This is a genomic window from Leptospira wolbachii serovar Codice str. CDC (genome assembly GCF_000332515.2).
In the GTDB taxonomy this organism is placed as follows: Bacteria; Spirochaetota; Leptospiria; order Leptospirales; family Leptospiraceae; genus Leptospira_A; species Leptospira_A wolbachii.
Genome location: NZ_AOGZ02000014.1, coordinates 1,089,149 through 1,112,601, shown reverse-complemented (window position 1 = coordinate 1,112,601; position 23,453 = coordinate 1,089,149). Strand labels below are relative to the sequence as shown.

The window sequence follows — 23,453 nt, the reverse complement described above, 5'->3', positions numbered from 1 at the left end:
AATGAAAGCCTTAATCCGTTTTATACTTTTTACTGGACTACTTTTTTTTCTTAGCCAATGTTTTGGTGTCAGTAAAACCTTTCCTGAAAAAAGATTTTATTTAATAGAACCTGGTGAAACCAAACAATTGTTTCCTGCTGCAAAACCGAGAACTTTCATTGTTCGTAAGGTTTTTATATCCCAGAAATTTGAAGGAAAAGAATTTGTATATCGTAAAGAAAATGCTGTATACGAATCTGATTTTTATAATGGATTTTTTATTCCACCGTCTCATAACTTCAAGGAAGAGTTAGTTCGATCACTTTTAAAGTCAGGCAACTTTGAGTGGGATGCAAGTATCCATACAAGAGTCAATATCACTCATTATATTGAATTGAATCTCACACAAATGTATGGCGATTTCCGTACCAAAGAACCAAAAGCAGTCATTGAGTTTGAAGTTGTTGTCTATGAAGATAAAGATTCTGTCTCTACTCCTGTTTTTAGAAAGACATATAAACAAATTCAATCTATCGAGAAAAAAGAACCGGAAGCTTTAGTTCTTGGCTGGAATCTTGGCCTTACCAACGCATTCAACGAGTTGAACGCTGATCTAAGTAATAAATTAAAATAATTCTAAGGATAAAGATAATATTATAAAATAACACTCTCCTTGAAATGTCTTCTTTTGGATTTTCAGTAGAGGTACACCGCTAGAAACGAGGTTGCTTTTCAAACAAGACTCGTATAGATAGTAAGGACTTAAGGACACCCTATGAGACTTATTGAAACCATTGCCCCCATTTATATTCTACTCATGTTGGCTGAGGTTATCTATACTCGGTTTAAGAAACAGGATTATTATTTTTACGAAGATTCTTTGGCTGATTTGAGTTTAGGAGTTCTTAGTCGCATTTTTGATGGTGTCATTCTACTCGCATTAGTTTTTGTTTATAACGCCTTATACCAAATCTCTTGGGGTGCCGAGTTTCTTTCCAAAGTTTTTTTATCTCCCAGTTCGGCTGCACATTGGATTGTTTTATTCGTTCTACTTGATTTTTTATTCTACTGGGCTCATAGATACAGTCATGAAATCAAAGTTTTGTGGGCCTCTCATGTAGTTCATCATTCTAGTGAAGAGTTTAATCTATCGGTGGCTCTTAGGCAATCCTTTGTTCGGAACATTGGGATTGGACTTTTTTATTTGCCTTTGGCTCTTCTCGGATTCCCGGTAGAATCTTATTTAATTATCGATGCACTCAATCGTACGTATCAATTTTGGGTTCATACTCGTTCCATTGGAAAACTTCCTACTTGGTTTGAGTATGTGTTTGTCACTCCATCGCATCATAGAGTTCATCATGCTATGAATCCAGAATACATTGATAGAAATTATGGCGGGGTATTTATCTTTTGGGATCGAATTTTTGGAACCTTTTGCGAGGAAACCAAAGAACCCAGATATGGACTTGTTTCTCAATTGAAGACTTATGATCCTGTCACTGCAGAATTACATGTGTTTCGAGATTTGTTTTCGGATTTAATTCATACAAAAAACAAATGGCAGGGACTCGTTTCCTTTTTCTCTTATCCATCGGTAAGACCCGATGATTTTCAGAATGCGATTGATCGTGGTGTGAGAGATCCAAAGGTGTGGTTAAGTCATCACAGAGGGGAGATTGCTTATAAGGCTCTGGAACCGCAATACAGACGTAAGTCTGGGAGTTTCTTGTACAGGTCCTTTTTGTTATTTTCTTTTCTAGTTCCGACAACTTTGACTTTGTATTTTCTGAAACGAATGCATTTATTTTCTTTAGGAGAGATTGTTTCTGTCTTTGTCCTCCTGGTTTTTTCCTTCATTTCTCTGGGCCGACTTTTGGAAGGAAATAAGGATTGGCTTCGTTTTGAGATTCCAAAATATTTTTCTTGGCTTGTGCTTTTGGTCTATTTTTTCTTATAGTAAGACAGATGAAATATTTACACACAATGATTCGAGTTTTGGATTTGGACCGAGCTCTCCATTTTTTTGTGGAGGTCCTTGGACTCAAAGTAACCCGAAGGAATGAACATCCTGAAGGTAAATTTACTTTGGTGTTTTTATCTACTGGCGAAGCAGATGCACCAGAGATCGAACTTACTTACAACTGGGGACAAACCGAACCTTATACAACTGGAAGGAATTTTGGACATCTAGCTTACGAAGTAGATAACATTTATGAAACTTGTGCGCAGATTCAAAAGATGGGAATTACTATCAATCGGCCTCCAAGGGATGGTCGTATGGCATTTGTTAGGTCTCCAGATTTAATCTCTATTGAACTTCTCCAGAAAGGAAAATCTCTACCTCTAACGGAACCTTGGCTTTCTATGCCAAATACAGGTGAGTGGTAAGACTTGCAAAAGAAACCGAAAATTGCAATCATAGGCGCTGGGGCTTCTGGTTGTTTTGCAGCCTTACAAATTTTCGAAGAATTACAAGGTTTGTGCGAGATTCAAATCTTCGAAAAATCAAAAGAACCTTTATCTAAACTTCGGATATCTGGTGGTGGGAGATGTAATGTCACCCATAATCTTTTTGATCCAGAACTTCTTTCCGAGAAGTATCCCCGAGGAAATAAAGAACTACGTTGGGCGTTTGAAAGTTTTGCACCAAAAGATACAATTCTTTGGTTTCAAAAAAGGGGAGTAACTCTCAAAGCCGAAGCCGATGGCAGAATGTTTCCAACAACAGACAGTTCTGATACTATCATCCAATGTTTTTTAACTGAGTTAAAAACAAAGAAAATTCCAATCCACTTTGAACAAGGGTTAGTTGGAATATATTCAAGTCAGGTCTCTGGCCAAACAAAAGGATTTAGAGTTTTATGGGAAGGAGGAGTGGAAGAGCACTTTGATATAGTTGTTCTTGCTACTGGATCCAATCGAAAAATTTGGAGTATTGCAGAAAAATTGGGGCATAAAATCATCACACCTGTTCCGTCACTCTTTACATTGACTTTAGAAAATACGGATCTTATGGAACTGACAGGTCTTGTTGTACCTAATTGTGAAATCAAAGTGTTACCAAAAGGAAAACCGCAGAAGGGACCATTGCTTATCACACACTGGGGGCTCAGTGGGCCTTGTGCCCTTCGTTTGTCTGCTTGGGAGGCCCGCACTTTATTTGAAGCCGATTACAAAGTGGATCTATCTGTGAACTGGGTATTCGGAAAACAGACCCAAAGTATAGAAGAGGATTATTTATCTAAAAAAGAAAAAACACCGGCAGACAAATTAGCACCCGATCCGGAATGGAAATTGCCTTCTCGGTTTTGGGATTGGATTTTAAAAGAATCGAAAATACAAATAAACAAACGTTACTCGGATATTTCGAAATCTGAAATTCGGGTTTTAAGTTTATCTTTAACCCAGACCAAACTCCGAATGGTGGCCAAAGGAGTGTTTAAGGAAGAGTTTGTGACTGCGGGTGGTGTTTCTAGAAAAGACATTCAGTTCCAAACCATGGAAAGTAAACTTTGCCCCGGACTTTTTTTTACCGGTGAGGTGATCGACGTAGATGGAATTACTGGAGGTTTTAATTTTCAGAATGCCTGGACTACAGCAACCATCGCAGCCCGAGGCATTCGTAAAACAACTGTTACTTAATCTTATGGATTTGAATGAAGTCCACAGTTTGTGCCACAGATCCTGGTGCACCAGACAAAATCACTACTGTATCTCCCGATTTTAATTTTCCTTCTGACTTTAAAGTTTTACTCATAAAGGCAATCATATCAGGAAACTTATCCATCATTGGCATCACATAGGCTTCCACACCCCAATACAATTGCATCTTCCTTGCTGTACCAAGGAACGGTGTGAAAGAATAGATTGGTTTTAAGGGACGAAACTCAGAGGAGAGAAGGGAGGAATACCCAGATCTTGTAAAGTTGATGATGGCTTTTGCGTTGATGGATCTGGAGATGGATTCTGCTGCGCTACCAAGAGCTGTTCGTTCTACTTCAAATTCGGAACGATCCATATGTCTTAGGTGAGACAAATAAATTTCAGATTCTTCAGCAGCCTGGATGATACTTGTCATGGTCCGAACAGTTTCGATCGGATATTTTCCAGAGGCAGTTTCTCCAGATAACATTACCGCATCGGTTCCGTCCATGACAGCATTGGCAACATCACTTGCTTCCGCACGTGTGGGACGCGGATTGTCGATCATAGTCTCTAACATCTGTGTGGCGGTGATAACTGGTTTTCCTTGTTGGTTCAGCTTTGTAATCATCTCTTTTTGGATAATAGGAACATACTGAGTGTCTAATTCCACACCTAAGTCACCACGGGCAATCATGATTCCATCACAATTGTCAATGATCTCTTCAATATTTTGGATTGCTTCAGGTCTTTCAATTTTTGCAATGAGGCCAGCGTAACTATCTTTCATAAACTGACGTGCCATTTCTAGGTCACTCGCTCGTCTAACAAATGATAGTGCGATATAATCTACACCTAATGACAATGCAAATTGTAAATCTTCAATGTCTTTTTCCGAAAGAGCTGGTGCTGAAATTGGAGTGCCTGGAAGATTGATTCCTTTGTTGTCTTTTAAGGTCCCTCCGATGACGGTTTCTAAAACTGCTTTTTCTTTTGTTTTGGATTTTACGACAAAAGAGAGTTTACCGTCGTCAATCAGGAGTTTGTGTCCTACATCTATATCATTTAAGATGTATTGGTAGGTGCAGCCAATTTCTTCTGCTGTTCCTAGGAAGTCGGATTTGTTATTGATTGCAATTTGATCACCCGTTTTTAATTCTAAGGGCCCCGTTCCTAATTTTCCTGTTCTAATTTTAGGACCTTGTAAGTCAGCGAGGATTCCAATGGACTTGCCGGATTCCTGTTCACATTCCCTTAATAACTCAAAAATTTCTTTATGGTATTCATGGGTAGAATGAGAGAAATTCATCCGGGCCAAATCCATTCCCGAATAGATGAGACTTAAGATAGTTTCACGGTTAGCAGAGGCGGGACCAATGGTACAGATAATTTTTGTGCGTTTGTTGGGGATTTTTTCATCTACCGGCATAGACCCTATTCTTAGCTTTTTTGTTTTTTCCTGCAAGTAAATTGTACGGTTTGAATTGACTTGTGTCATTTTTCACAAAAATATCATTTTAATGGCATCTAATGCACTCGCTCTCATCTACCATTCTTCCTACAATCTCGAATTACCGGGACATGTATTCCCTGCTCATAAGTATTCTCACCTTTACAATCGTGTAAAAAGAGATCCTGTTTATGCGTCCTGGGACATTTTGCTACCTAAAAAAGCAGAAGACGCAGATTTAGAACTCGTTCACACAAAAGAATACTTGGATGATTTGTTTAGTTATGAACATACTTCGCGAACCATGTATTCTGAACTTCCGCTTAATCGAAGTATTGTGGAAAGTTTTATGTATGGTGTTGGTGGAACGATTATGGCAGCAGAACTTTCTAAAAAGTTTCAATTTGCCTTTAATATGGGCGGCGGATACCACCATAGTTTCCCTGACAAAGCAGAAGGTTTTTGTTATTTGAATGATGTAGCAATTGCTATACGAAAACAAAAAGAGGAAAACCCCAATATAAATGCGCTTATCATTGACTTGGATTTGCACCAAGGGAATGGAAATTCGTATATTTTCCAATATGATGACAAAGTTTTCACATTTTCGATGCATCAAGGAAATCTTTACCCAAAGAAAGAAGTATCTAACTTAGATGTAAATTTAGAACCAAATACAAAGGATGATGAGTATCTAACTACATTAGAAACATCACTGAATCAAATTCGGAAAGATTTTGACTCCAATATAATTTATTATGTTGCAGGAGCTGATCCTTATGAAGATGATTCTCTTGGAGAATTAAAAGTTTCCATGAAAGGTCTAAAAGAACGTGATTTGATGGTTCGTAAGTTTGCTGAGTCTCTGGGTGTCCCATGCGTTGTGACTCTTGCGGGCGGTTATGCTCGTGACTTTCGAGACACTGTTGAAATTCATTTTAATACTATCACTGCATTTGGTGAAAAGTAATGGGAGTTTTTTCCTCTACAGACAAAAAGAAAAACCAATCTGATTGGTTGGATTTGGATGATTTGTCTTTAGTAGATGTATCCAAAGAATTAAATACTTCATTAAATATGGAACCTAAGTTATTTAATAGGTTCACTCATTATGAAGTAGAACAAATGTTAGTAAATGCCGGTTTAATTACGGCTGTGGAAAAACGTGGCTTCCATAACTCGACCATCGAATTAGAAATTCTTAACGATTACGACAATCGTATTTATGTTAAGTCTGAAAATAGAAAAATCTTAGTTCATACTCGTTTAAAAGTATCTCAATTTCAATTGAAGGGTGACGATGAACAGTTCCCTATGATTTACATTGATTGGCTTCTCACTCAAAATATTAATTTTGAGCCAGGAGATATTAAAAAGGAATTGTACTTTGGACAAGAATATCCAGGCCTTAATGTTCTAAACGAATTCACAGATTTTATACGTGATCTTTCCAAAAAACTTGGCACATCTGGTGCCTTTAATGTGCCTGAATACTTTCATGACGCAGTTTTATTTTCTCGTAAATTTCGTTTCATAGATCCTGAAAAAGAGGGAACCTTTCGTGCTCTTGTGAAAAATTTCCGTGGGACCAACCTTCGGAATTTGTCCTCTCAGATCCATCAGAACAGAGTTCGTTACGAAAACGGGGAACCTTATGAGTGGAAGTATGGAGAGATGATTTCCTGTACGGATATTTATTTGGAGAAAAAAGTATTTCATGAGGCTTACTTTAAGAAGGTAGAGGAAGTGAAAGGAAAACTAAAATTCACATTGGTCTCAAAATAGGGACCTCCGAAGCCGATAACTATAGTAGATGTCCGAATATTCTTTTAAACCCGAGATTCTAATCATAGACGATGATACAGAAATCTGCGAAACCTTAGAACTTATTATTAATGGATTAGGTTATTTTGTAAGGTATTTTACTAACCCACTTCAAGGTTTGGAATACTTCGAAGGAGAACGTAATCCGATTGTTTTCCTAGATGTCAACATGCCACAGACTTCAGGTCTGGATCTGTTGCAGAAGATCAAAGCCTATGATTCCAAAACCCAAGTCCTAATGATGACAGGGGAACACGATATTCAGACGGTTGTTTCCTCACTTTACCATAGAGCTTCTGATTTTATTTTAAAACCCTTTCACACGAAATCCATTGAGGCCGCAATTTCTCGTGCATTTGAATATTATAATTTTCTAAAAGATAAAGAATCGATGGATGAGTCCATTAAACGTGATCTACGACTTGCCGCTAAGATTCAAACAAAAACAATGAATCTGCCTCAATTAAATCACAAAATATTTGCTGATATCAAACCAGTCAGTTTTGTATCAGGTGATTTTTTCCAAGTACTACCTTTGGATGAAGATCGGACTTTGATTTTGATGGGTGATATTGAAGGCCATGGAGTTACGTCAGGACTGATCGCAATTCTTATGACTACTATTCATAGAGAATTGGTTCGAACAACAACGATAGCACCTTCTGATTTACTTTCTCGTTTGAACAGAGAACTTTGTAATGAAATTGGAACTCATAGTATGACAGCCATTAGTATCGTTGTTGACCATGTTAAGAAAAAAATTACTTATGCACGGGGTGGTCATCCTTTTCCCATTGTATTTCAAAAAGAGTCGCGTGCTCCTTTGATTTTACATGACCAATCCGGTCAAATTTTAGGTATTCTTAAGGATATGGAATTTGCAGAAAATGAAATCCAGGTAGAAGAAGGGGACATTCTCTTTTTGTATTCGGACGGATTACTTGCTTCTAGTACCCATCCTTTGGTTCAAACCTTAATCCAACTTCCTGGTGGTGCCAGTCGGGTGGAAGGTATGAAAACAGAGATAACAAACTATATCCAATATCTAGAAACATCCTCTAAAGCTTCGGATGACATATCTTATTTACTTCTAGAGATTTGATATATTCCACATTGGTTTTTGTGGCCTCGGTCAAAAATTGACCGAGCACTTCTTTGGACCTGAAACTGCCTGTTGCAAATCCCTGTTTCCATTCCCTTCTGTGTAAGTTCATTTTTCGAATGATTTCATTTTTTGCAGGAAAGTCACAAAGTTTGTTTGTGATCATTTCTCCTTTGTAAAAAAGAAAATCGCCTTTAGCAAAGAACTTTTTATCTTCTTTTGGTAAATTATCTATGTATGATTTATTTTCTATAACATAACTTTGAATTGTCGATTTTGTAACTTCCCAAAGAATTTCTTTGTTGGAATTTTCTTTGTTTAAAGTGATCGCTGAAAAAATAACAATCATTGTTCCAAATAAAAAAGGTGGAATCCATTCGAGAGAGATCTCTTTAGATTGGATCCAGAATTGATGGGCCAAAACGGTGATGGGTAACCAATAGAATCCCATGAGATCCCAGTCTGCAGGGAAACCTAACTGGGGATTGTGAAAAAATCCATGGAGAAAAAATGCAAAACAAGCTACAAAAATTGTTTTTGTTTCTGGCCTTTGGACAAAGACCTGCCATTCTTTTTTGAAAAAGAAAAACTGATAGAATAAAAACAAAGTGGCAATGGCTGTATTCCAATACAAAACTGCGAGGATTTCTTTTATATGATTGAGTGATACCAATCGGTTTTTTGGATAAAAGGGAGGGTGGATTAAGTGGGTACTGTTTCTATCAATCGCTGGGTCATGGAAATAAAGAAAATAAAGAAACCAAGGAAGTAGAATGCTAAAACCGATAATAGTAGAAACGATTAGGTGTTTGAACTTTTTATCTTTTGGTGAATGTATAAACCATAAATAACCCAATAGGATTACTAAATATCCAGAAACCAAATGGAATAACATAGAGACAGCTACAAGTGCAGTCGCTCCATACAATAAGAGATCATTGTCCTTTGGGTTTTGCACAAATCGAATAACAAAAATATATAATAGAAGATGGCACACAGTGACGAGTGTGTAGTTTTCGGCATAACCAAAGGTGAGTAAAATTCCACCTGAAGAAAGTAAGACGAGAATGGATGCTCTATTAGATTTTTGATTTTTTTTCGCTGTCCATAAAAAACCAGAAAGCATTCCGATCCCAGCGAGTTGAGATAGAAATGTGTAAGCAACTCTTGGGTCTTCCGAAAAACCAAAACCAGAAAGTAGGTTAGAGACCAGACTATGTAGAACAGTTTCTAGAATTTCATCCAAGGTGAATTGGAAACCAAAAAGTTTTGTTTCCAGAAGATTGGTTTCGAGCAGCAAAAGTCCGTCTCCCCAATCCATATTTCGAATGGGAAATAACACCAAAAAAACAAAAAAAAGTGATGCGAGTATCCAGTTAGGTGGGGAGTATCTCTCCCATCCTACCAATAAACGATTGTTAGTTTTTTTTCCGTAAATGATGATGGATTGGAGTAGGATAAAAAAGATAGAAAAGGTTATATAAACAATTCTTTCTCCAGGAAGGAACCAAGGTTTTGTGGGGAAAAATTGGCAACCCAAAAGGAAGAGGTAGGGTAGGTATAAAAATGCTGTTTTCATAAGGATTCTTTTAGATAATACTCTTTTGGGATTTCTTCTGCAGCGATAAAAGGGAAATGCCCTTTACGGATATTAAAAAACACAAGTTCAGGAAGGCTATAAAATACAGACTCTGTTCCTTTGGAAAATCGGCTTCCTTTGTCGAAGGGGGCACTGAGTATTCCCATTCCCGTATACCCAACCCCATAGATTGTATTCGCCAGACCCAGAAGGGGACGGTTCCAAACTGTTTCTTCCGTAAAAAATAAAAAGGGGTGATCGATTGGATTTTGTTTATAAATTTTCGAAGTGGGAACAAAACTTTCTTTGAAATGTTTTTCTGTAAAGTTTGCTATTTTTTTTCTCTTTAGATTTCGGTAGGAAGGATAAAGTTTTCTTTGTTTGGTGCCAGAATTTGATCCCAGTTTTAATGCTGCCACTGATGGTATAAAATTAAGGCTACTCACAGTGCTTGAGAGTGGATCCCAAAAGGTTTCGTTTCCAATCTGACCTTCTGGAAACATTTCATTCATATAACGGAATAGTTCTGTTGTACAATTTTGATGCGTTAGGTGATAGGCGTAAAGGTTTTGGATTCCATTGGTATAGGATTCATAATTTTTTAGTCTGGTTTGTTTTTCTGCTTCGTCTGAAATTACCAAGTTTTGGGAATTTTCTTTATAAGGATTATACCCCACCCAATTGAATTCAATTCCTTCTGGTGGCACTCCTTGTTCCAAAAAACTTTGGTAACGAACTAAGAAAGATTCCCAATTAAAAAACTGGATGGAATCATATCCCGAAGCGAAGATTTTTTTTTGCAGCGTAAATAATTTAGCGTATTCTTCCTGTTTGGTGGCCAAGACTGAATCGGGTAGTTCGACTACGGGAAGGTATTGAAATCCATCTAAGTTTTTTTTAGGAAATACTATGATTCCTTCTGCAATGGATTTTTGTGTGTAAAGAATCCGGATAAGTAATGTCATTTCTTCCCAGTCATTACATTCTGATTCTAATACACAGTAGCGTAGGTCGTGTACCAATCCAGTAAGATAACTTCTCCATACCTTTATCTCTTGTTCGCTTAAGCGGAATTCAGATCCATTTAAATGAAAAAAAGCAGATTCATAAACTAGGACGGGATCTAAAAGGTAGTTACGAATAAACCTTTTTTTCTCTGCATTTGTGAGTAGATCTCTTTTGGTTTGGATAGAATGGATAAGGCGGTAAGGAGAATCCGTATCCGGTAAAGAGACTTCTGTTTTTGTAAGATGAATTTTTTTAGCAGTCTCTTTCCAATGTATACTCGAACTTTTTAGAATATCTTTTTCTTTTTTGGAAAAGGAAAACAACTTTGGAATTGGAGAATGGGGATCAGGTATATTTGTAAAATATCCAAATCCAGAGATGGGTAAAGAAAACCTGTGTCCATCGACGTTGAGTTCCGAGGTTTCCCATTCCTCCTCCAATTTTTTTTGGTTTTGGATATGGGTTTGCTGAACTAAGTAAAGTTCATTCCATTTTTGACGTAACGTATGTTTTGCTAGATCAGAAATTTCCCACTCGTAAAATTCTATATTTCGATTTTGGACCACCCCATACTGGAACCGAAAGTCTACCCAGGATTCCCGAATTATATGAAAGATTTTGTCTTCGAAGGAATATTGGAGGTGGTAAACCCTATCGCCAAACCGGAGTGCTGAATGTCCGCCACTAGATTGGCCCGAATTCGAATCTATGTATAGAAAACCGTAAGGATTTGAGTTCGACTGCGAATGTAGGGGGAAAAATAAAAAAAGATAGGTAAGTAAGAAAAGGAACAAATGGGCGGCGTGATTCCGCCCAAAGACGATCTGGATTATAGATTGTACCCGTTTAAGATCAGTTTTGCGACCTTAACGTTTTGTTTTGCTACGTCTGTTGTTACCGCTTTCATTTCCGAAGGAGAGAGGTTTGCTTGTTTGAGTCCTTGTCCAATGGCTATGTAAGTTGAGCTATTGGATCTCCATGCCACAACACCGTGTGATTTTGCGATTGCAGAGAGTTGGTTTTCTAATTCTTGTTTTTGGTTTTCGTAACGAATTTGTAATGCAACACTGGCAATTACATCTTCTTTGTACTCTTTCATTGCCTTTTCTTTTCCTTCATCAGAAATAGAAGAAATACTGTTAGATACTGATTTTACAAGGGCAGATGCCGAATCAGATACAGAGACACCTAAACGGCTAGCACTACCAGAAGCAGAATCCAAGAAAGAACAGTTGTTAAATGATATTAGTACCGCAATTACGGAAACTACACTCAAATGTTTGATCATACGCATAAAAAACCTCTTACGACGAATTGCAAAGATTCTAAGTCTTTTTTAAAAACCGTCAATTAATTTTCTCACTCAAACGGATACAACAACAGAACCAAAAGCTGGTAAAGTGGTTTCAAAATGACCATCCACTACGCGAAGGTCTACCATCGTTCCTGTCCAAAAATCTAAAAATGGCGCTTTTGTTTTTAGGCCTTGCGGGATGGCAAAACGAATCGTATGTTCTTCTTCTCTGGGATTCCAAATTCCAAGATATCCAGCAGGATTGTATAGAGCCGGTGGAAATTCTTCTTCAAAGATTCCAATAGGAATAGGTGTATAAGCTTGGCATTCTCGGTTCAATTGGAAGGCCTTTTTCAAAAGATCCAAACGATCGGTTTCTAACTTAGTTAAATCATCAGAAACAAGTAACATCCCACCTGACACCGCCATGACGGAAGCCATTAGTTTTGTCTGAGCTTCGTTCATTTTGTTTCTTTTTTTGCGAACAAGCAAACAATCTGGATCATTCAACCAAAGATGTCTGTGCATAGAGGAACGAGTGATGTCGTTGATGAGGGCGGTTCTTGTGCAAAGTGCGTCTCTGTCTTTTAAGAAAACACGGAGTCTTTCCGGATACCAAAACGGCGCCACATCACAGGAGATTCGCATCCCATCAAAGATCCCAACCGAAGGCAACATAGGTGCCCCGCATCCGAGTAAAAAAGTATTTTTACCGACCACTTTTCGGATGAGTTCCAATACATTTCGATAACGAGCTTGTGGTGATAAACTTTTGTTATACACATCACCTGGAAGCAGACCCGCATAGAGAAAGTCCAGTTTTAGATAAGGGTATCCCCATTCTTTGACGAGTGTAGTAAAAACTTTTTCTATATAAGCAAGGGCGGTGGGGTGGGTGATGTCGAGAGCATAGGTATACCCTCTTCCCCAAAGTGGTTGGTAGATGGCAGGAACCGGTTTTCCATTTTGGTCTTTGAGAATGGCTTCTGGATACTTACGAAAGAACTCTGATTTTTTTCGTACAAGAAATGGGGCAAGCCAGATCCCTGGTTTTAGTCCTACTCGTTTGATTTCATCAGCAAGGATTCTCATCCCTCCTGGAAATTTATCGTTCGGTACAAGCCAGTCTCCAATTTCCTTTTGGTATCCATCATCAATTTGGAAAAATTCAAAAGGCAGGTTTAATTCCCTAACTTTTGCTAGGTTGTCAAGAATGGTTTTCTGATCGATTTTTGTATAATAATAGTACCAAGAACACCAACCCGTGGGAACTTTTTTCGGTAAGTTTCCTGGGCCTTCTTTTGCTCCTAGTTCTTCAAAGTATTTAGCGAGTTTTCCTTCTGGATTTCCTTTGAATATTTGGACTTTGACTTTTGCAATACTGAGTTTTGCATTCGGGCGAAGGTCTGGCAAACAATGTACATCGTATATTACCTTAACGGACGTTACATTTCCTGATTCTCCAAAAACAACTTCAAACTTAGTCCCAAATTCTCCCTGTTCGATGGGAGCATAAAGGACCCCATTCCCCGTATCTTTGTTATAAACAAGAGTTAGGTATTCGGAAATAAACTTACCCACTTTGGATTCGTGTTTCGAATATATATTTTCTTGTGAGTATTGTAAAAAAGATAAAAAAGGTGGTCTGTCTACAGCTGTACTCTCCACTTTCCTTGAGATGGACCAAGACTGGTATCCATGTTGGAAGAGGGAATACCCTCCCCCATCGGGAAGGAGGGATAACTCTAGCTCCAAGTGGTCTACGGAAAATCCCACTTCGGGTCTTGTGGATTCTCGCCAAATGAGTTTTGGACTGAGGACCGTGCCCGTTTTGGCATCGGTTGTAGACGTAAGTAAAAGTTCGAATTTTTTACATTCGGATTGGTAAACCCCTGCCTTAACGGGAAGGAAGTTCGAAATGGTGACGGAATTATGAACTCTGTATTGAATTTTCATCTTGGAAAAATCTATTTGATGATTTTGATAGGGTGGTTTCCATAGTAAGCCATTATGACCCAAAAACGTTCAACTATAAAACCAGTCGTCCTCCAAGGAGATCTGAACGAGGATTTCTTTGAAGCCTTCAAAAAGGATGATCGGTTGGCTGTGGATTGTGAAATGATGGGGCTCAATCCCAGAAGGGACAGACTCTGTGTCGTACAAATTTCCGATTCCAAAAATAAAGTCGCTCTTGTTCAAATTCTCCCTGGACAAAAAGAAGCCCCTCACATCCAAAAATTATTTGAATCCAAAGACATCACAAAGATTTTTCATTTTGCAAGAATGGATATGACCTTTCTTCGGGCAAGGCTTGGGATCAAAGTACAAAACGTATTTTGCACAAAAATCGGAAGTAAACTCGCTCGAACTTATACCGACAAACACGGATTAAAGGAACTCATCCGCGAATTTTTTGAAGAAAATATCGATAAAAAAAATCAAAGCTCTGATTGGGGTAAAAAGATTCTTACCAAAGACCAAGTGGACTATGCATCGACAGATGTTCGGTTTTTAATTGCGCTTGAGTCTATTCTTACGGAGATGATGATCCGAGAAAATAGGTTTGCTCTTGCCGAACGTTGTTTTGGCTTTTTGGAAACACAGGTGGAGCTGGATCTTTTGGAAGTGCCTAATCTTTTCGAACACTGATGGCAAAAAAGCAACTTCCCCAATACCAATGTAAATCCTGCGGGGATACCTTTAGTCGTTGGGCTGGAAAATGTCCCTCCTGCGGGGAATGGAATCAAATTGATGAAGTGGGAATTACCTCCTCTGGTCGGTTTGATTCCCCTGTATTTGAAAAACCCAAAGACAGAAGGTATACTGATCCCAAATCCATTGGTTCTGTGGTGAGCGATGCTCACATCCGCACAACTACGGGATTTAGCGAATTGGATTTGGTTCTGGGTGGGGGGATTGTTCCCGGCAGTTTGGTGTTAGTTGGTGGGGAACCAGGAGTGGGTAAGTCCACACTTGTTCTAGAGATTGCCAAAAACATTGCCGATGAAGGAAAGGTTTTGTACATTTCCGGGGAAGAGTCAGCTTCTCAAATTGGGCTTCGGGCCAAACGAATGGGTGTCACTTCCGAAAACATTTTACTCTCTTCCGAAGTGTATGCAGAAAATATTTCGCAAATGATTTCTGACTTAAAACCCAAAGTGGTTTTTATCGATTCCATCCAAACCATTCTGAAAGAAAGTTTGGTCAACCAAGCGGGAACCATCACCCAACTGCGTGAGTCTTCTCAAATCTTTTTAGAGACTGCCAAACGCACCTCAGTTCCTATTTTTCTCATTGGTCATATCACCAAAGAAGGACAAATTGCTGGCCCCAAAGTCTTAGAACATTTGGTGGATACTGTTTTGTATTTTGAAGGGGACCGGTTTAATTATTATCGGATTTTACGGGCTGTCAAAAACAGGTTTGGCGCGGTGGGAGACACCGCCATATTCGAAATGGTATTTGGCGGGTTAAAACAAGTTTTAGATCGCCATCGTTTGTTTATTTCTCCGGAATCGGAAGAGCGCTCTGGTAGTGTATTATCGTCCGTTATGGAAGGATCACGTGCGATCAGTGTCGAAGTACAGGCGTTAGTTACCAAATCTTCTTACGGACAAGCTCGTCGAATGGCAGAAGGTTTAGACAACCGCCGTGTGATTTTACTTTCCGCCGTTCTTGAAAAGTATTTGGGATTTCCATTGTCCGAATCAGACATCTTCAGCAACTTAGCTGGCGGACTTAGCATTGACGAACCGAGTCTTGACTTAGCCATTGCGGCATCCATTGCTTCTTCCTTTAAGGACAAACCAGTTTCTAGGGAGATTGGATTTCTCGGTGAGGTGGGACTTTCTGGGGAAGTGCGAAGTGTGGGCCAAATTACTTTGCGATTGAAAGAACTCGCAGGCATTGGAATTTCCAAAGTTTATATTCCTCAAGGAAACTTTAAAGAAGTAGAAGGAGTATTTACTTCTTTAGAACTCAGTCCAGTCAAACACTTACAAGAGTTAGGTTTTTAATCAATACCCTAACGCTGTAAGAAGAAACTTAAAACACCAAAAGGTTTTATGCTAGCCGACAGTTGACGACTCTTGTGAAGTTATGTCGGTGTTTTCTATAAGAATAAACAGCGTTAGCTAAGAACATCGTTCCGAAACATTTGACTTAAAGTTGCCATAAGTAATTGACTCATGTCATTCTTGTGAACTTATATTGTTAAAACATAGAAAGTTCAGGTGCTATATGAAAAAGAAAATTTTGATTGGGGTTTTAGCGACCCTCCTCTCCGTTCCCACCTCCGGTCTGTTTGCCGGTCCTCTTGATGGACAGTGCATTGCACTCGTTCATGGAATCCTTGGTTTTGATGATACTCAAGGACTTGCTGGTGGCCTCGTAAAGTATTGGGGTGGCCTTGATGGTTATCTTCGTAGCCAAGGTGCTAAAGTCACTACTCCTGGAAGTTCTGCCACAAATTCCATTCCTACCCGTGCAAGCCAAATTCAATCCTCTGTTTCCTCTTGGATGACAGCAAACGGTTGTTCTAAGGTACACTTGATGGGTCATAGCCAAGGTGGGCTTGTCATTCGTTATATGGTTTCTAACTTGGGATTTTCTGGAAAAACACAAACAGTAACAACAATTAATTCCCTTCACCAAGGGGCGCCTATGGCTGACATCGTTCTGGGAGTGATTCCTAGTTGGTTACAACCATTCGCAAATTCTGCACTTAGTTTACTTGCTCAGTTGGTATATCGTGATGGACGACCACAAGATGTGATTGCCATGGGAAAATCACTTACTGTAAGTTATGTGAAAACTTTCAATGCAAATTCACCAAATAACTCTGGGATAAAATATTACTCTTATGGAAGCCAAATGGCTTGGGCTGACCTCATCCAACACCCAATCATGGCACTCACTCACCCAATCACTTGGGCTGGTGGTTTGTTTTATGGTCTCGGTGGTGCGAATGATGGTGTAGTTCCACTTAACTCTCAAAAATGGGGAGCTTGGAAAGGAACACCTTCTTCTTATTGGTTCGCAACCGGTATTGACCACCTACAAGCAACCAACTTAGCTTGGAGTGGACAAAACTACTATGATGTACAAGGTTGGTACTTGAACATCGCAAAGAACGCAAAAGCTGGTTTATAAAAATCAGTGTAAAAGCCGGATCACCAAATCCGGCTTTTTTATTTCTAAATAACTTTTCATCTAAACTCCTCATTAGGTTTCAATACAGTCAGAATGGATTTTAAAAAAATTATTATCGTCGTTGTTATATTTCTTATCTTCTTTTTGGGTCTATTATACTTCTTAAAACAAGACTCTGCTACGAACCAATCAAAACAATCACTCAGCCCCGAAGAACAAATGGCTATGGAGAGAATCTCACCCCTCGGAACGGGCGAAGGTTTTTGGGATGAGGCAATCTCTCCTTTTCGAGAAGACAAAACCAAACCCTATTTAGAGTTGTTAGATGATTTAAAAACGGGCAGGGTCAACTTTGTTTGGGAAGTTTGGGCCTTACGCCGCAAGTGCAAAGCCGAATACACTCCCGACCAGTGTAATGCAACAATCCTTGCTTATATTGATTCTGAATACGAATCTCCCGATAAAGAAAAAGTAAAAGATCTGTTTCTCGCTTATTTTCGTTATGAAGAAGAATACAGAAAATGGGAACAACCAACGGATTTATCCTTTGTGGAATTGTATGAAAAAATTAAAGCCAAACGAAGGGATGTCTTAAACGATAAGGCAGATTTGATTTTTGGAATGGAAGAATCCCAAGTTTCCTTTTTAGAAGGGACACAAAATTTCATTAAACAATCAGCAAACTTACCTGCGGAACAACGGGTAAAACAGTATGAAGACTTAAAGAAAAAAACTTACGGAACCTATTACGATTCTTTAGTATCGAGAGAGGACAAGTTTGATCACTACCAAGTGGAAATGAGTCTTCGTGATAAAGAATTCAATGCCATTACCGATCCAAAAGAAAAAGAAAAATATTTAAATCGAATTGAAATTAAATACTTTGGAAAGGAAAGGGCAGGGAGTTTAGCAGAAGAAAGATCCAAGGAATCTAAATTCAAAGAATCTATCTCTAAATATGAATCTAAAGAAAAAGATTTTTTACGAGAGAACCCCAACCTTTCCGTTGCTGAAAGAGAAAAGAAACTGAAAGACTTACGTATCCAATTTTTGGGTTCTGAAGAAGAAGCAGATGCATATCTAAGGCGTAAAAACATAGAAGAAGCGGGAAAATAAATTCCTGCTTCTTTGAGAATGGCTTAGTTAAGCAAAGGATAAATCACTATTTGTCGTTTTGACTTACCTTTTGATTGTTTGGAGTGGGTTCTGATTTGTATTTTTCGTATGCATTCATTGTATCGATGTATTCATTTCCAGCATTCCAAACAATAAACCCATGTCCTAAAGAATCTTTTGCCCCTTGCATTTGTACTTTGATATAGTCCGTATAACTTAGTTTACTCGGACCTACCATCATATTGAACCCTTGTACCCAAGCGATGGCTTTTGTACCTTGTTTGGCGCGTTTGACCGTTAAGTCGAGTCCGTCTTTGATGGTCCCATAAGGATCAGCCACTCGTTTGGTAAGTCCATAAAAATGAGACGGGTACAACATGGGGTAGAGTCCATTTAGCTCTTCACTGAAAGGTTCCACTTTTTGGCCAATCACATCGTTTTCGATAAAGGGTACTCTTCCAAATACGTCAGCAGTCCAACGAGTGTCTTTAGAACAACTGTCTTTGGTTTTTTCTTTATGATCTTTAATGATTCCAAGAATGGATTCGTAACGTTTTTCATAACTCATGCTGAAATTGGTTCCGCCATCAGCATATCGTATATAATCCAACTGGATTTCTGGGAAACCTAGTTCACAGGCTTTTCGTATGGATTTTTGAATAGAGGTCATTAAATTTGTGTTAGGTGCTTTTTCGATCAGTCCACCTTCAAAATTGACAACTCTTGCCACCATATAAAAACCAAGGGCTTTTGCCTCTGCTACTTGTTCTGGTGTTGGCGGGTAGGGTTGCATATCCACAACAGCTGTATTCATACCAGCTTCCTTCATCACTTGGAATAACAAACTCCAACGTTTTTTGTCACGTATGGTCTTGGTATTGATATATAGTCCTTCGATGAAATCGGGAGTGGCTCCAGGGGAATCCGAATTTTGTCTCTTTTCAATCTTAGATGTCGACTGACAAGATACGAAGAATAGAAGGAGGACCAAAAGAGTGAGTTGTTTCATGGTAGTAATGACAAGATTTTGTTTTGGTTCGGAAAATTCAAATCGAATCGATTGACGAAAATAACCAACCCCAAGAAAATTTGGGCATGTTAGAAATTTCCAATGACTTCAATTTGAAATCCTATGGCCGGTTTCCAGAGGAACTATCGGATCCGATAAATTTTAAAGACCGTATGGTGGAAGTTTCCCGCCTTTTCCAAGGAATGGGTGAATCGTATTTACAACATTTAGGTGATGATTCCAAAATTAGTGGATCAGAGAAAAAGAATCTCATCGAGTTTTTGGAGGGTATTTTACTTGTTTTTGTGATGCTTCGGAAGCTCGATTTTTCAGTGGTCGATGAGGAAACTTACATTCGAAAGGATAGAGGTTTATTCGAACTTCGTTTGCGGTTTACCGAAGGGTCTGTGTGGGAACTTACTGGTTCCATCAAACCTGAGTATAAGATGAAACAAAGGTTATTTAAAGAATGGTTCAATACTACATTTTCCACGGATATCAAAACTTTCTATGCCGTGTATGGAAATGCGAGTATGGACAAAGTTATAACTCCTGAAGAAAAAGTGCAGATCACAAAACAAATCGACCGCATCATTGCAGAGATTGTGGAGATGATCGTGTATATCGAAAGATTTATGTTGTTTCAATAAAATGATTTTTGGGGGATGAATGGGGTCTTTAAAAACAGGAATTACTTTCCATGAAGAATTTCTAAAACACAATACGGGTCCGGGTCATCCCGAAACGCACGTCCGATTGGAATCAATCTTAGATCGTTTGAGCGATTTACCCTCCAAAAATTTTCTTTGGAAAAAAAATTTTAAAGAAGCCCCACTTTCCATTATTTCTTCCATTCATGATCCAAATTACATTCGTTTGGTGGGACGCACTTGCGAAGAAAAAGGGTCTGGGTATTTGGATGGAGATACAGTTTTTTCTTCCCATTCTTTTACGGCTGCAAGTCTTGCTGTTGGTGCTGGTCTTTACTTAGCGGATGAAGTTCTTTTAGGGAACTTAAAAAATGGAATGGCCCTCGTTCGTCCCCCCGGGCATCATGCTGAGTCTGACCATGCTATGGGTTTTTGTATTTTTAATAACATTGCTGTGACGGCAAAGTATTTACAATCCCAAGGAATCAAACGCATTTTGATTTTAGATTGGGATGTTCATCATGGAAATGGCACACAACACCAGTTTTACGAAGATGATTCTGTTTATTTTGTTTCTCTTCATCAGTATCCGTTTTATCCAGGAACAGGAGCTTTGTCCGAGCGGGGTAGGGGAAAAGGACTTGGGACCACTCTGAATCTTCCTTTGGCTCGTGGTTCGGGGGAATCCGAATACTTCCCTAGTTTCGAATCCATCCATCGTGAAATGGAAAAATTCCAACCAGAGTTTGTTTTGGTATCTGCCGGGTTCGATGCCCATAGAGACGATCCACTTGGCGGAATGAATCTTCCCACTTCCTCTTATGAAATCTTTACTAAGGAAGTGATGAAAATCGCAGATACCTATTCAAATGGCAAACTCATCTCCTTTTTGGAAGGAGGGTATGATTTCCAGGCGTTGGCAGAATCAGTAAGGTTGCATTTAGAAACTTTGGCTACTTAGACGGCTTGTTCAATCAGCGGGTGCCACACCAAGGACAACCTTTACCCAATGGATCAGAGGTCTTGCACTAATGATAGAAAAATGATTTTGTTTATTTAGCTCAAGCGTTCGTAAGGCGGGATTAGTTTTTTTGTTAAAAACTTTGTCCGTCAAGTAGGTGAGACTTTTTTTCTCAACAATCCCATCTCCGAGGAAATTTTGTAAGGGATTCTCTGCGCCTTCCATCAGCGCATAAGCTTGGTACACATCCATATCTTCCAATTCACCAAAATACGTTTCTCCGAAGTAACCAGAGATGGTTTCCATCCAACCTTTTTCTTCTTTGCGAATGAGTCCAAAAGATAAGTCTTTGATGGCATCACTACGAAGGTTGCCAATCATCCCAATGATTTTAAGCGCTACGTTTGGACTTTTTTCAAATAAGAATCCGAGCCAGAATCCAATTTTTTCCAAATACGAACCTTTGTTTGGTGCAGCAATCAGGACAATTTTCCCAAACTTATGAATCCATTCTTTGTTTTCTAATTTGGCATGGTAGAGGCAAGACCGAAAGATAAGACATCCCAAACTATAACAAATAATATCCGGTTTAGCGTCCGGATCTTCATTAAAAAATACATCTAGTAGATGCATCAGTTTTTTTCCATTTTCATGGATAGGGAGTCCATGGTTGTATCGTAAATAAAATGGGTAATATCCTGCTTCTTGTAAGTCTGTGGCAAGACCAGGTGATACAATTTTTCTATCTTTGTATTCGACTGTTTGTTCCTGCCAAACAGTTTCATCTGTAAAAAGACCTGGAAGGAAAAGAACGGATTTTGTTTTTTTAGAATTTTTAAACTCTGTTACGGTTTCCTTAGCGGTAATGTCTTTGCCAATGGTCCGAAAACTCATATCAATTTTTGTGAGTTTGAATTTTTGATTGTGTGAACTTCCAAGAATACTTGATACCATTCGGTTATCAAAAACCATATCATCACTTTTTTGAGCAGTAAGTTCCACTTTGAAGAGAGCTTTGTCAAAGGCTTGGTTGGTTTGTTCTATGGTTTTTTGTAAACTTTCATTGGATTTGTGCCCGGTTTCTTTGACTTGGACTCCCGCCTTTTGTAAGGCTTCTCTCCATTCAGGTTTGTAAAAAAAAGCATTCGAAAGTAGATCTAATCCTCCGCCTGTACTCGTTAGGCTGCCTTTCACTAAAAATTGTATGCCTTTGAGCAGGGAGTCGGTTGTCTTTTGTGTGAGAGAAACTGTTTTTCCCGCAAGGGAATTGATTAGGATTTGGATCACGGGGAAAGATTGTAACTCAGATTCTTTGGAAAGCGAGAAGAAAAAGTAAGTGGGTTCTCTTTTCCAGCGGGGGCGGGGTGTTTAACCCGAAGATTGGAATTTTTATTGTTCTACGCAAAGAAGGTAGTAGTTTGCATCGCAACTTCTTCCGCTTCCAGAACGAATGGCACTATAGGTTGTACTATTGGATGCGCCTACGCGACCTCCATCAGCTGAAAAAGCATTAGAAGTCCAATTGGAACATGTATACTCAGCGTTCGGAGATGCTTCCTGCCAATAGCTAGTTTGAGCAAATCCTGTCCAATATTCCTTGGCAGGAGTTCCTGAATCAAACGAATGGTTTAACATATTTGCTGCTGGTGCAAGGATAATTCCAGAAGCATTCGCTGTAAAGAGAGAGGCAGAGTCAGTCGATCTTACATAAATCTCTCCTGGTTGGAAAACCCAATTAAAGTTTTCCCCAGGTCCGCCACCGCAGTTATCTGTCGTACAGGCAACTCGGTTGGTTCCGTCAGTAATCATGGCTTTATATGTGCCTGTTGCTGGCTTGTTGGTATCCGCCGCACATTTCGCATCAGCACCAGTAATTCCTAATAAGTTGCCATCGAATGTGGCAGCAGTGACAAAAACTTTATAAACAGTTGGTTCTATTTGGATCGTAATGTTATGGCTATCCGAATCGGTTCCGTTCGTTGCTGTGACAGTATAGGTAGAACCTGCTTGTGAACTTGTCGGTGTTCCAGAAATGACACAGTTACTCGAATTCAAACTTAAGCCGGCAGGAAGAGATGGGGCCACCGAACAATTCGTGATCACAAAGCTAATCGAAGGAGTGAGAGATGGTGCCGCTACACTTTGTTGAAAAATAAATGCATTCCCCGTATATTCCAGATATATCCGTTGATGGCTGATGGAAACCGTGCCACTGGTATTATAAAATGGATCAGCGCTCGTTGCGGTAATTGTAAGCGTAGAAGAATCTAAAGTTTGAATCGTTGAATCCAAACTTACAGTTTGTACTACGTTGTAGTTTCCGGAAGTAAAGGTAAGTGGCGTAGGAGTGGGAGAAGTCCCAGAACCATTTATAGTTAATTTAGTATTGGTAAATGTAAAAGTGATATCCACATTTGCAGTTGGTTGTCTGACCAGTGAGATTCCAAAGTTTTGCGGTGTTCCATACTTCAATAGAATACTGGTGCTAGAAACATTGATCTTTGCTGAGGACACGACAGAAACAGAAGAAGTGGTCGTGCTAATTGGGTTTAGTCCATTTACGAGAGTGAAGAGAAGCTCATCACGAGGGTTGACTTGGGTACAAGAAAAGAGCCAACCCACAGAAAGAAAGGAAACAAATAGACTGAAGCGCATGTTTCCCTCCCCCCACAACATAAAACAAGT

General features: G+C 39.1%; 21 protein-coding genes. 13 read left to right on the top strand and 8 right to left on the bottom strand.

Annotated features, from left to right (window positions below; all coding sequences use genetic code 11):
• Nucleotide 1: 1 nt before the first annotated feature.
• The 4 genes from LEP1GSC195_RS10610 to LEP1GSC195_RS10595 all read left to right on the top strand — a co-directional run bounded on the left by LEP1GSC195_RS10610 (nt 2) and on the right by LEP1GSC195_RS10595 (nt 3,624).
• Nucleotides 2-613: an ABC-type transport auxiliary lipoprotein, LBF_0736 family gene (locus LEP1GSC195_RS10610; protein WP_015682659.1), complete on the top strand. Its 612-nt coding sequence runs from the start codon at nt 2-4 to the stop codon at nt 611-613.
• A 141-nt stretch (nt 614-754) separates the two neighbouring features.
• Nucleotides 755-1,939, top strand: coding sequence for a sterol desaturase family protein (locus tag LEP1GSC195_RS10605; protein WP_015681972.1), 1,185 nt, complete (start codon nt 755-757; stop codon nt 1,937-1,939).
• Nucleotides 1,940-1,947: 8 nt separating this feature from the next.
• Nucleotides 1,948-2,370, top strand: a complete 423-nt coding sequence (locus LEP1GSC195_RS10600; protein ID WP_040507081.1) for a VOC family protein — start codon at nt 1,948-1,950, stop codon at nt 2,368-2,370.
• A 3-nt stretch (nt 2,371-2,373) separates the two neighbouring features.
• Complete coding sequence (locus tag LEP1GSC195_RS10595; protein ID WP_015682344.1) at nt 2,374-3,624, top strand: aminoacetone oxidase family FAD-binding enzyme; 1,251 nt, start codon at nt 2,374-2,376, stop codon at nt 3,622-3,624.
• Here LEP1GSC195_RS10595 and pyk read toward each other — a convergent pair.
• On the bottom strand, nt 3,617-5,053 hold the full coding sequence (gene pyk / locus LEP1GSC195_RS10590; RefSeq protein ID WP_015682652.1) for a pyruvate kinase: 1,437 nt from the start codon (nt 5,051-5,053) through the stop codon (nt 3,617-3,619). The two genes, LEP1GSC195_RS10595 and pyk, sit on opposite strands and share 8 nt — an antisense overlap.
• Before the next feature lie 91 nt (nt 5,054-5,144).
• On the opposite strand from pyk, the gene LEP1GSC195_RS10585 reads away from it, so the two are divergent.
• The 3 genes from LEP1GSC195_RS10585 to LEP1GSC195_RS10575 are packed head-to-tail and all read left to right on the top strand — an operon-like array spanning nt 5,145 to nt 8,000.
• Entirely contained in the window at nt 5,145-6,044 is a 900-nt protein-coding gene (locus LEP1GSC195_RS10585; protein WP_015680532.1) for a histone deacetylase family protein, read from the top strand.
• Nucleotides 6,044-6,859, top strand: a complete 816-nt coding sequence (locus LEP1GSC195_RS10580) for a hypothetical protein (protein ID WP_015681460.1) — start codon at nt 6,044-6,046, stop codon at nt 6,857-6,859. Before LEP1GSC195_RS10585 ends, LEP1GSC195_RS10580 begins: the two co-directional genes overlap by 1 nt.
• 28 nt (nt 6,860-6,887) lie before the next feature.
• A complete protein-coding gene (locus LEP1GSC195_RS10575) occupies nt 6,888-8,000 on the top strand; it encodes a SpoIIE family protein phosphatase (protein ID WP_015680706.1) in 1,113 nt (370 codons plus the stop codon).
• Here LEP1GSC195_RS10575 and LEP1GSC195_RS10570 read toward each other — a convergent pair.
• The 4 genes from LEP1GSC195_RS10570 to LEP1GSC195_RS10555 form a co-directional block, all read right to left on the bottom strand.
• Nucleotides 7,957-9,579, bottom strand: a complete 1,623-nt coding sequence (locus LEP1GSC195_RS10570; RefSeq protein WP_015682101.1) for a glycosyltransferase family 39 protein — start codon at nt 9,577-9,579, stop codon at nt 7,957-7,959. The genes LEP1GSC195_RS10575 and LEP1GSC195_RS10570 overlap by 44 nt on opposite strands.
• Entirely contained in the window at nt 9,576-11,381 is a 1,806-nt protein-coding gene (locus LEP1GSC195_RS10565; protein ID WP_015680782.1) for a hypothetical protein, read from the bottom strand. The genes LEP1GSC195_RS10570 and LEP1GSC195_RS10565 overlap by 4 nt, the downstream gene beginning before the upstream one ends.
• 35 nt (nt 11,382-11,416) lie before the next feature.
• Nucleotides 11,417-11,875, bottom strand: coding sequence for a putative lipoprotein (locus LEP1GSC195_RS10560; protein WP_015681716.1), 459 nt, complete (start codon nt 11,873-11,875; stop codon nt 11,417-11,419).
• 75 nt (nt 11,876-11,950) lie between these two features.
• Nucleotides 11,951-13,837 (bottom strand): glycoside hydrolase family 36 protein, encoded by a 1,887-nt coding sequence (locus LEP1GSC195_RS10555; RefSeq protein WP_015682331.1) that lies wholly within the window; start codon nt 13,835-13,837, stop codon nt 11,951-11,953.
• Between the two features lie 54 nt (nt 13,838-13,891).
• Between LEP1GSC195_RS10555 and LEP1GSC195_RS10550 the strand changes: the two genes are divergently transcribed.
• The 4 genes from LEP1GSC195_RS10550 to LEP1GSC195_RS10535 all read left to right on the top strand — a co-directional run bounded on the left by LEP1GSC195_RS10550 (nt 13,892) and on the right by LEP1GSC195_RS10535 (nt 18,148).
• Complete coding sequence (locus LEP1GSC195_RS10550; protein ID WP_015680921.1) at nt 13,892-14,530, top strand: ribonuclease D; 639 nt, start codon at nt 13,892-13,894, stop codon at nt 14,528-14,530.
• Entirely contained in the window at nt 14,530-15,897 is a 1,368-nt protein-coding gene (radA, locus tag LEP1GSC195_RS10545) for a DNA repair protein RadA (protein WP_015681080.1), read from the top strand. The genes LEP1GSC195_RS10550 and radA overlap by 1 nt, the downstream gene beginning before the upstream one ends.
• Nucleotides 15,898-16,120: 223 nt before the next feature.
• The gene (locus LEP1GSC195_RS10540) at nt 16,121-17,032 is read left to right on the top strand and encodes an esterase/lipase family protein (protein ID WP_015681173.1); all 912 of its coding nucleotides are present in this window, start codon (nt 16,121-16,123) and stop codon (nt 17,030-17,032) included.
• Between the two features lie 93 nt (nt 17,033-17,125).
• Nucleotides 17,126-18,148, top strand: a complete 1,023-nt coding sequence (locus LEP1GSC195_RS10535; protein WP_015680533.1) for a lipase secretion chaperone — start codon at nt 17,126-17,128, stop codon at nt 18,146-18,148.
• A gap of 46 nt (nt 18,149-18,194) precedes the next feature.
• On the opposite strand, the gene LEP1GSC195_RS10530 is transcribed toward LEP1GSC195_RS10535, so the two are convergent.
• Complete coding sequence (locus LEP1GSC195_RS10530; RefSeq protein ID WP_015682796.1) at nt 18,195-19,157, bottom strand: putative glycoside hydrolase; 963 nt, start codon at nt 19,155-19,157, stop codon at nt 18,195-18,197.
• Between the two features lie 86 nt (nt 19,158-19,243).
• Between LEP1GSC195_RS10530 and LEP1GSC195_RS10525 the strand changes: the two genes are divergently transcribed.
• Both LEP1GSC195_RS10525 and LEP1GSC195_RS10520 read left to right on the top strand, forming a co-directional pair.
• Nucleotides 19,244-19,807, top strand: a complete 564-nt coding sequence (locus LEP1GSC195_RS10525) for a hypothetical protein (protein ID WP_015682131.1) — start codon at nt 19,244-19,246, stop codon at nt 19,805-19,807.
• 19 nt (nt 19,808-19,826) lie between these two features.
• Nucleotides 19,827-20,768 carry a histone deacetylase family protein gene (locus LEP1GSC195_RS10520; protein WP_015680970.1) on the top strand — a complete coding sequence of 314 codons (942 nt, stop codon included), beginning with the start codon at nt 19,827-19,829 and terminating at the stop codon, nt 20,766-20,768.
• 9 nt (nt 20,769-20,777) lie between these two features.
• Here the strand turns inward: LEP1GSC195_RS10520 and LEP1GSC195_RS10515 are convergent, their stop codons facing one another.
• Both LEP1GSC195_RS10515 and LEP1GSC195_RS10510 read right to left on the bottom strand, forming a co-directional pair.
• The gene (locus LEP1GSC195_RS10515; RefSeq protein WP_015682670.1) at nt 20,778-22,055 is read right to left on the bottom strand and encodes an esterase/lipase family protein; all 1,278 of its coding nucleotides are present in this window, start codon (nt 22,053-22,055) and stop codon (nt 20,778-20,780) included.
• Between the two features lie 102 nt (nt 22,056-22,157).
• Nucleotides 22,158-23,423, bottom strand: a complete 1,266-nt coding sequence (locus tag LEP1GSC195_RS10510) for a DUF1554 domain-containing protein (RefSeq protein WP_015682485.1) — start codon at nt 23,421-23,423, stop codon at nt 22,158-22,160.
• Between the last annotated feature and the right edge of the window lie 30 nt (nt 23,424-23,453).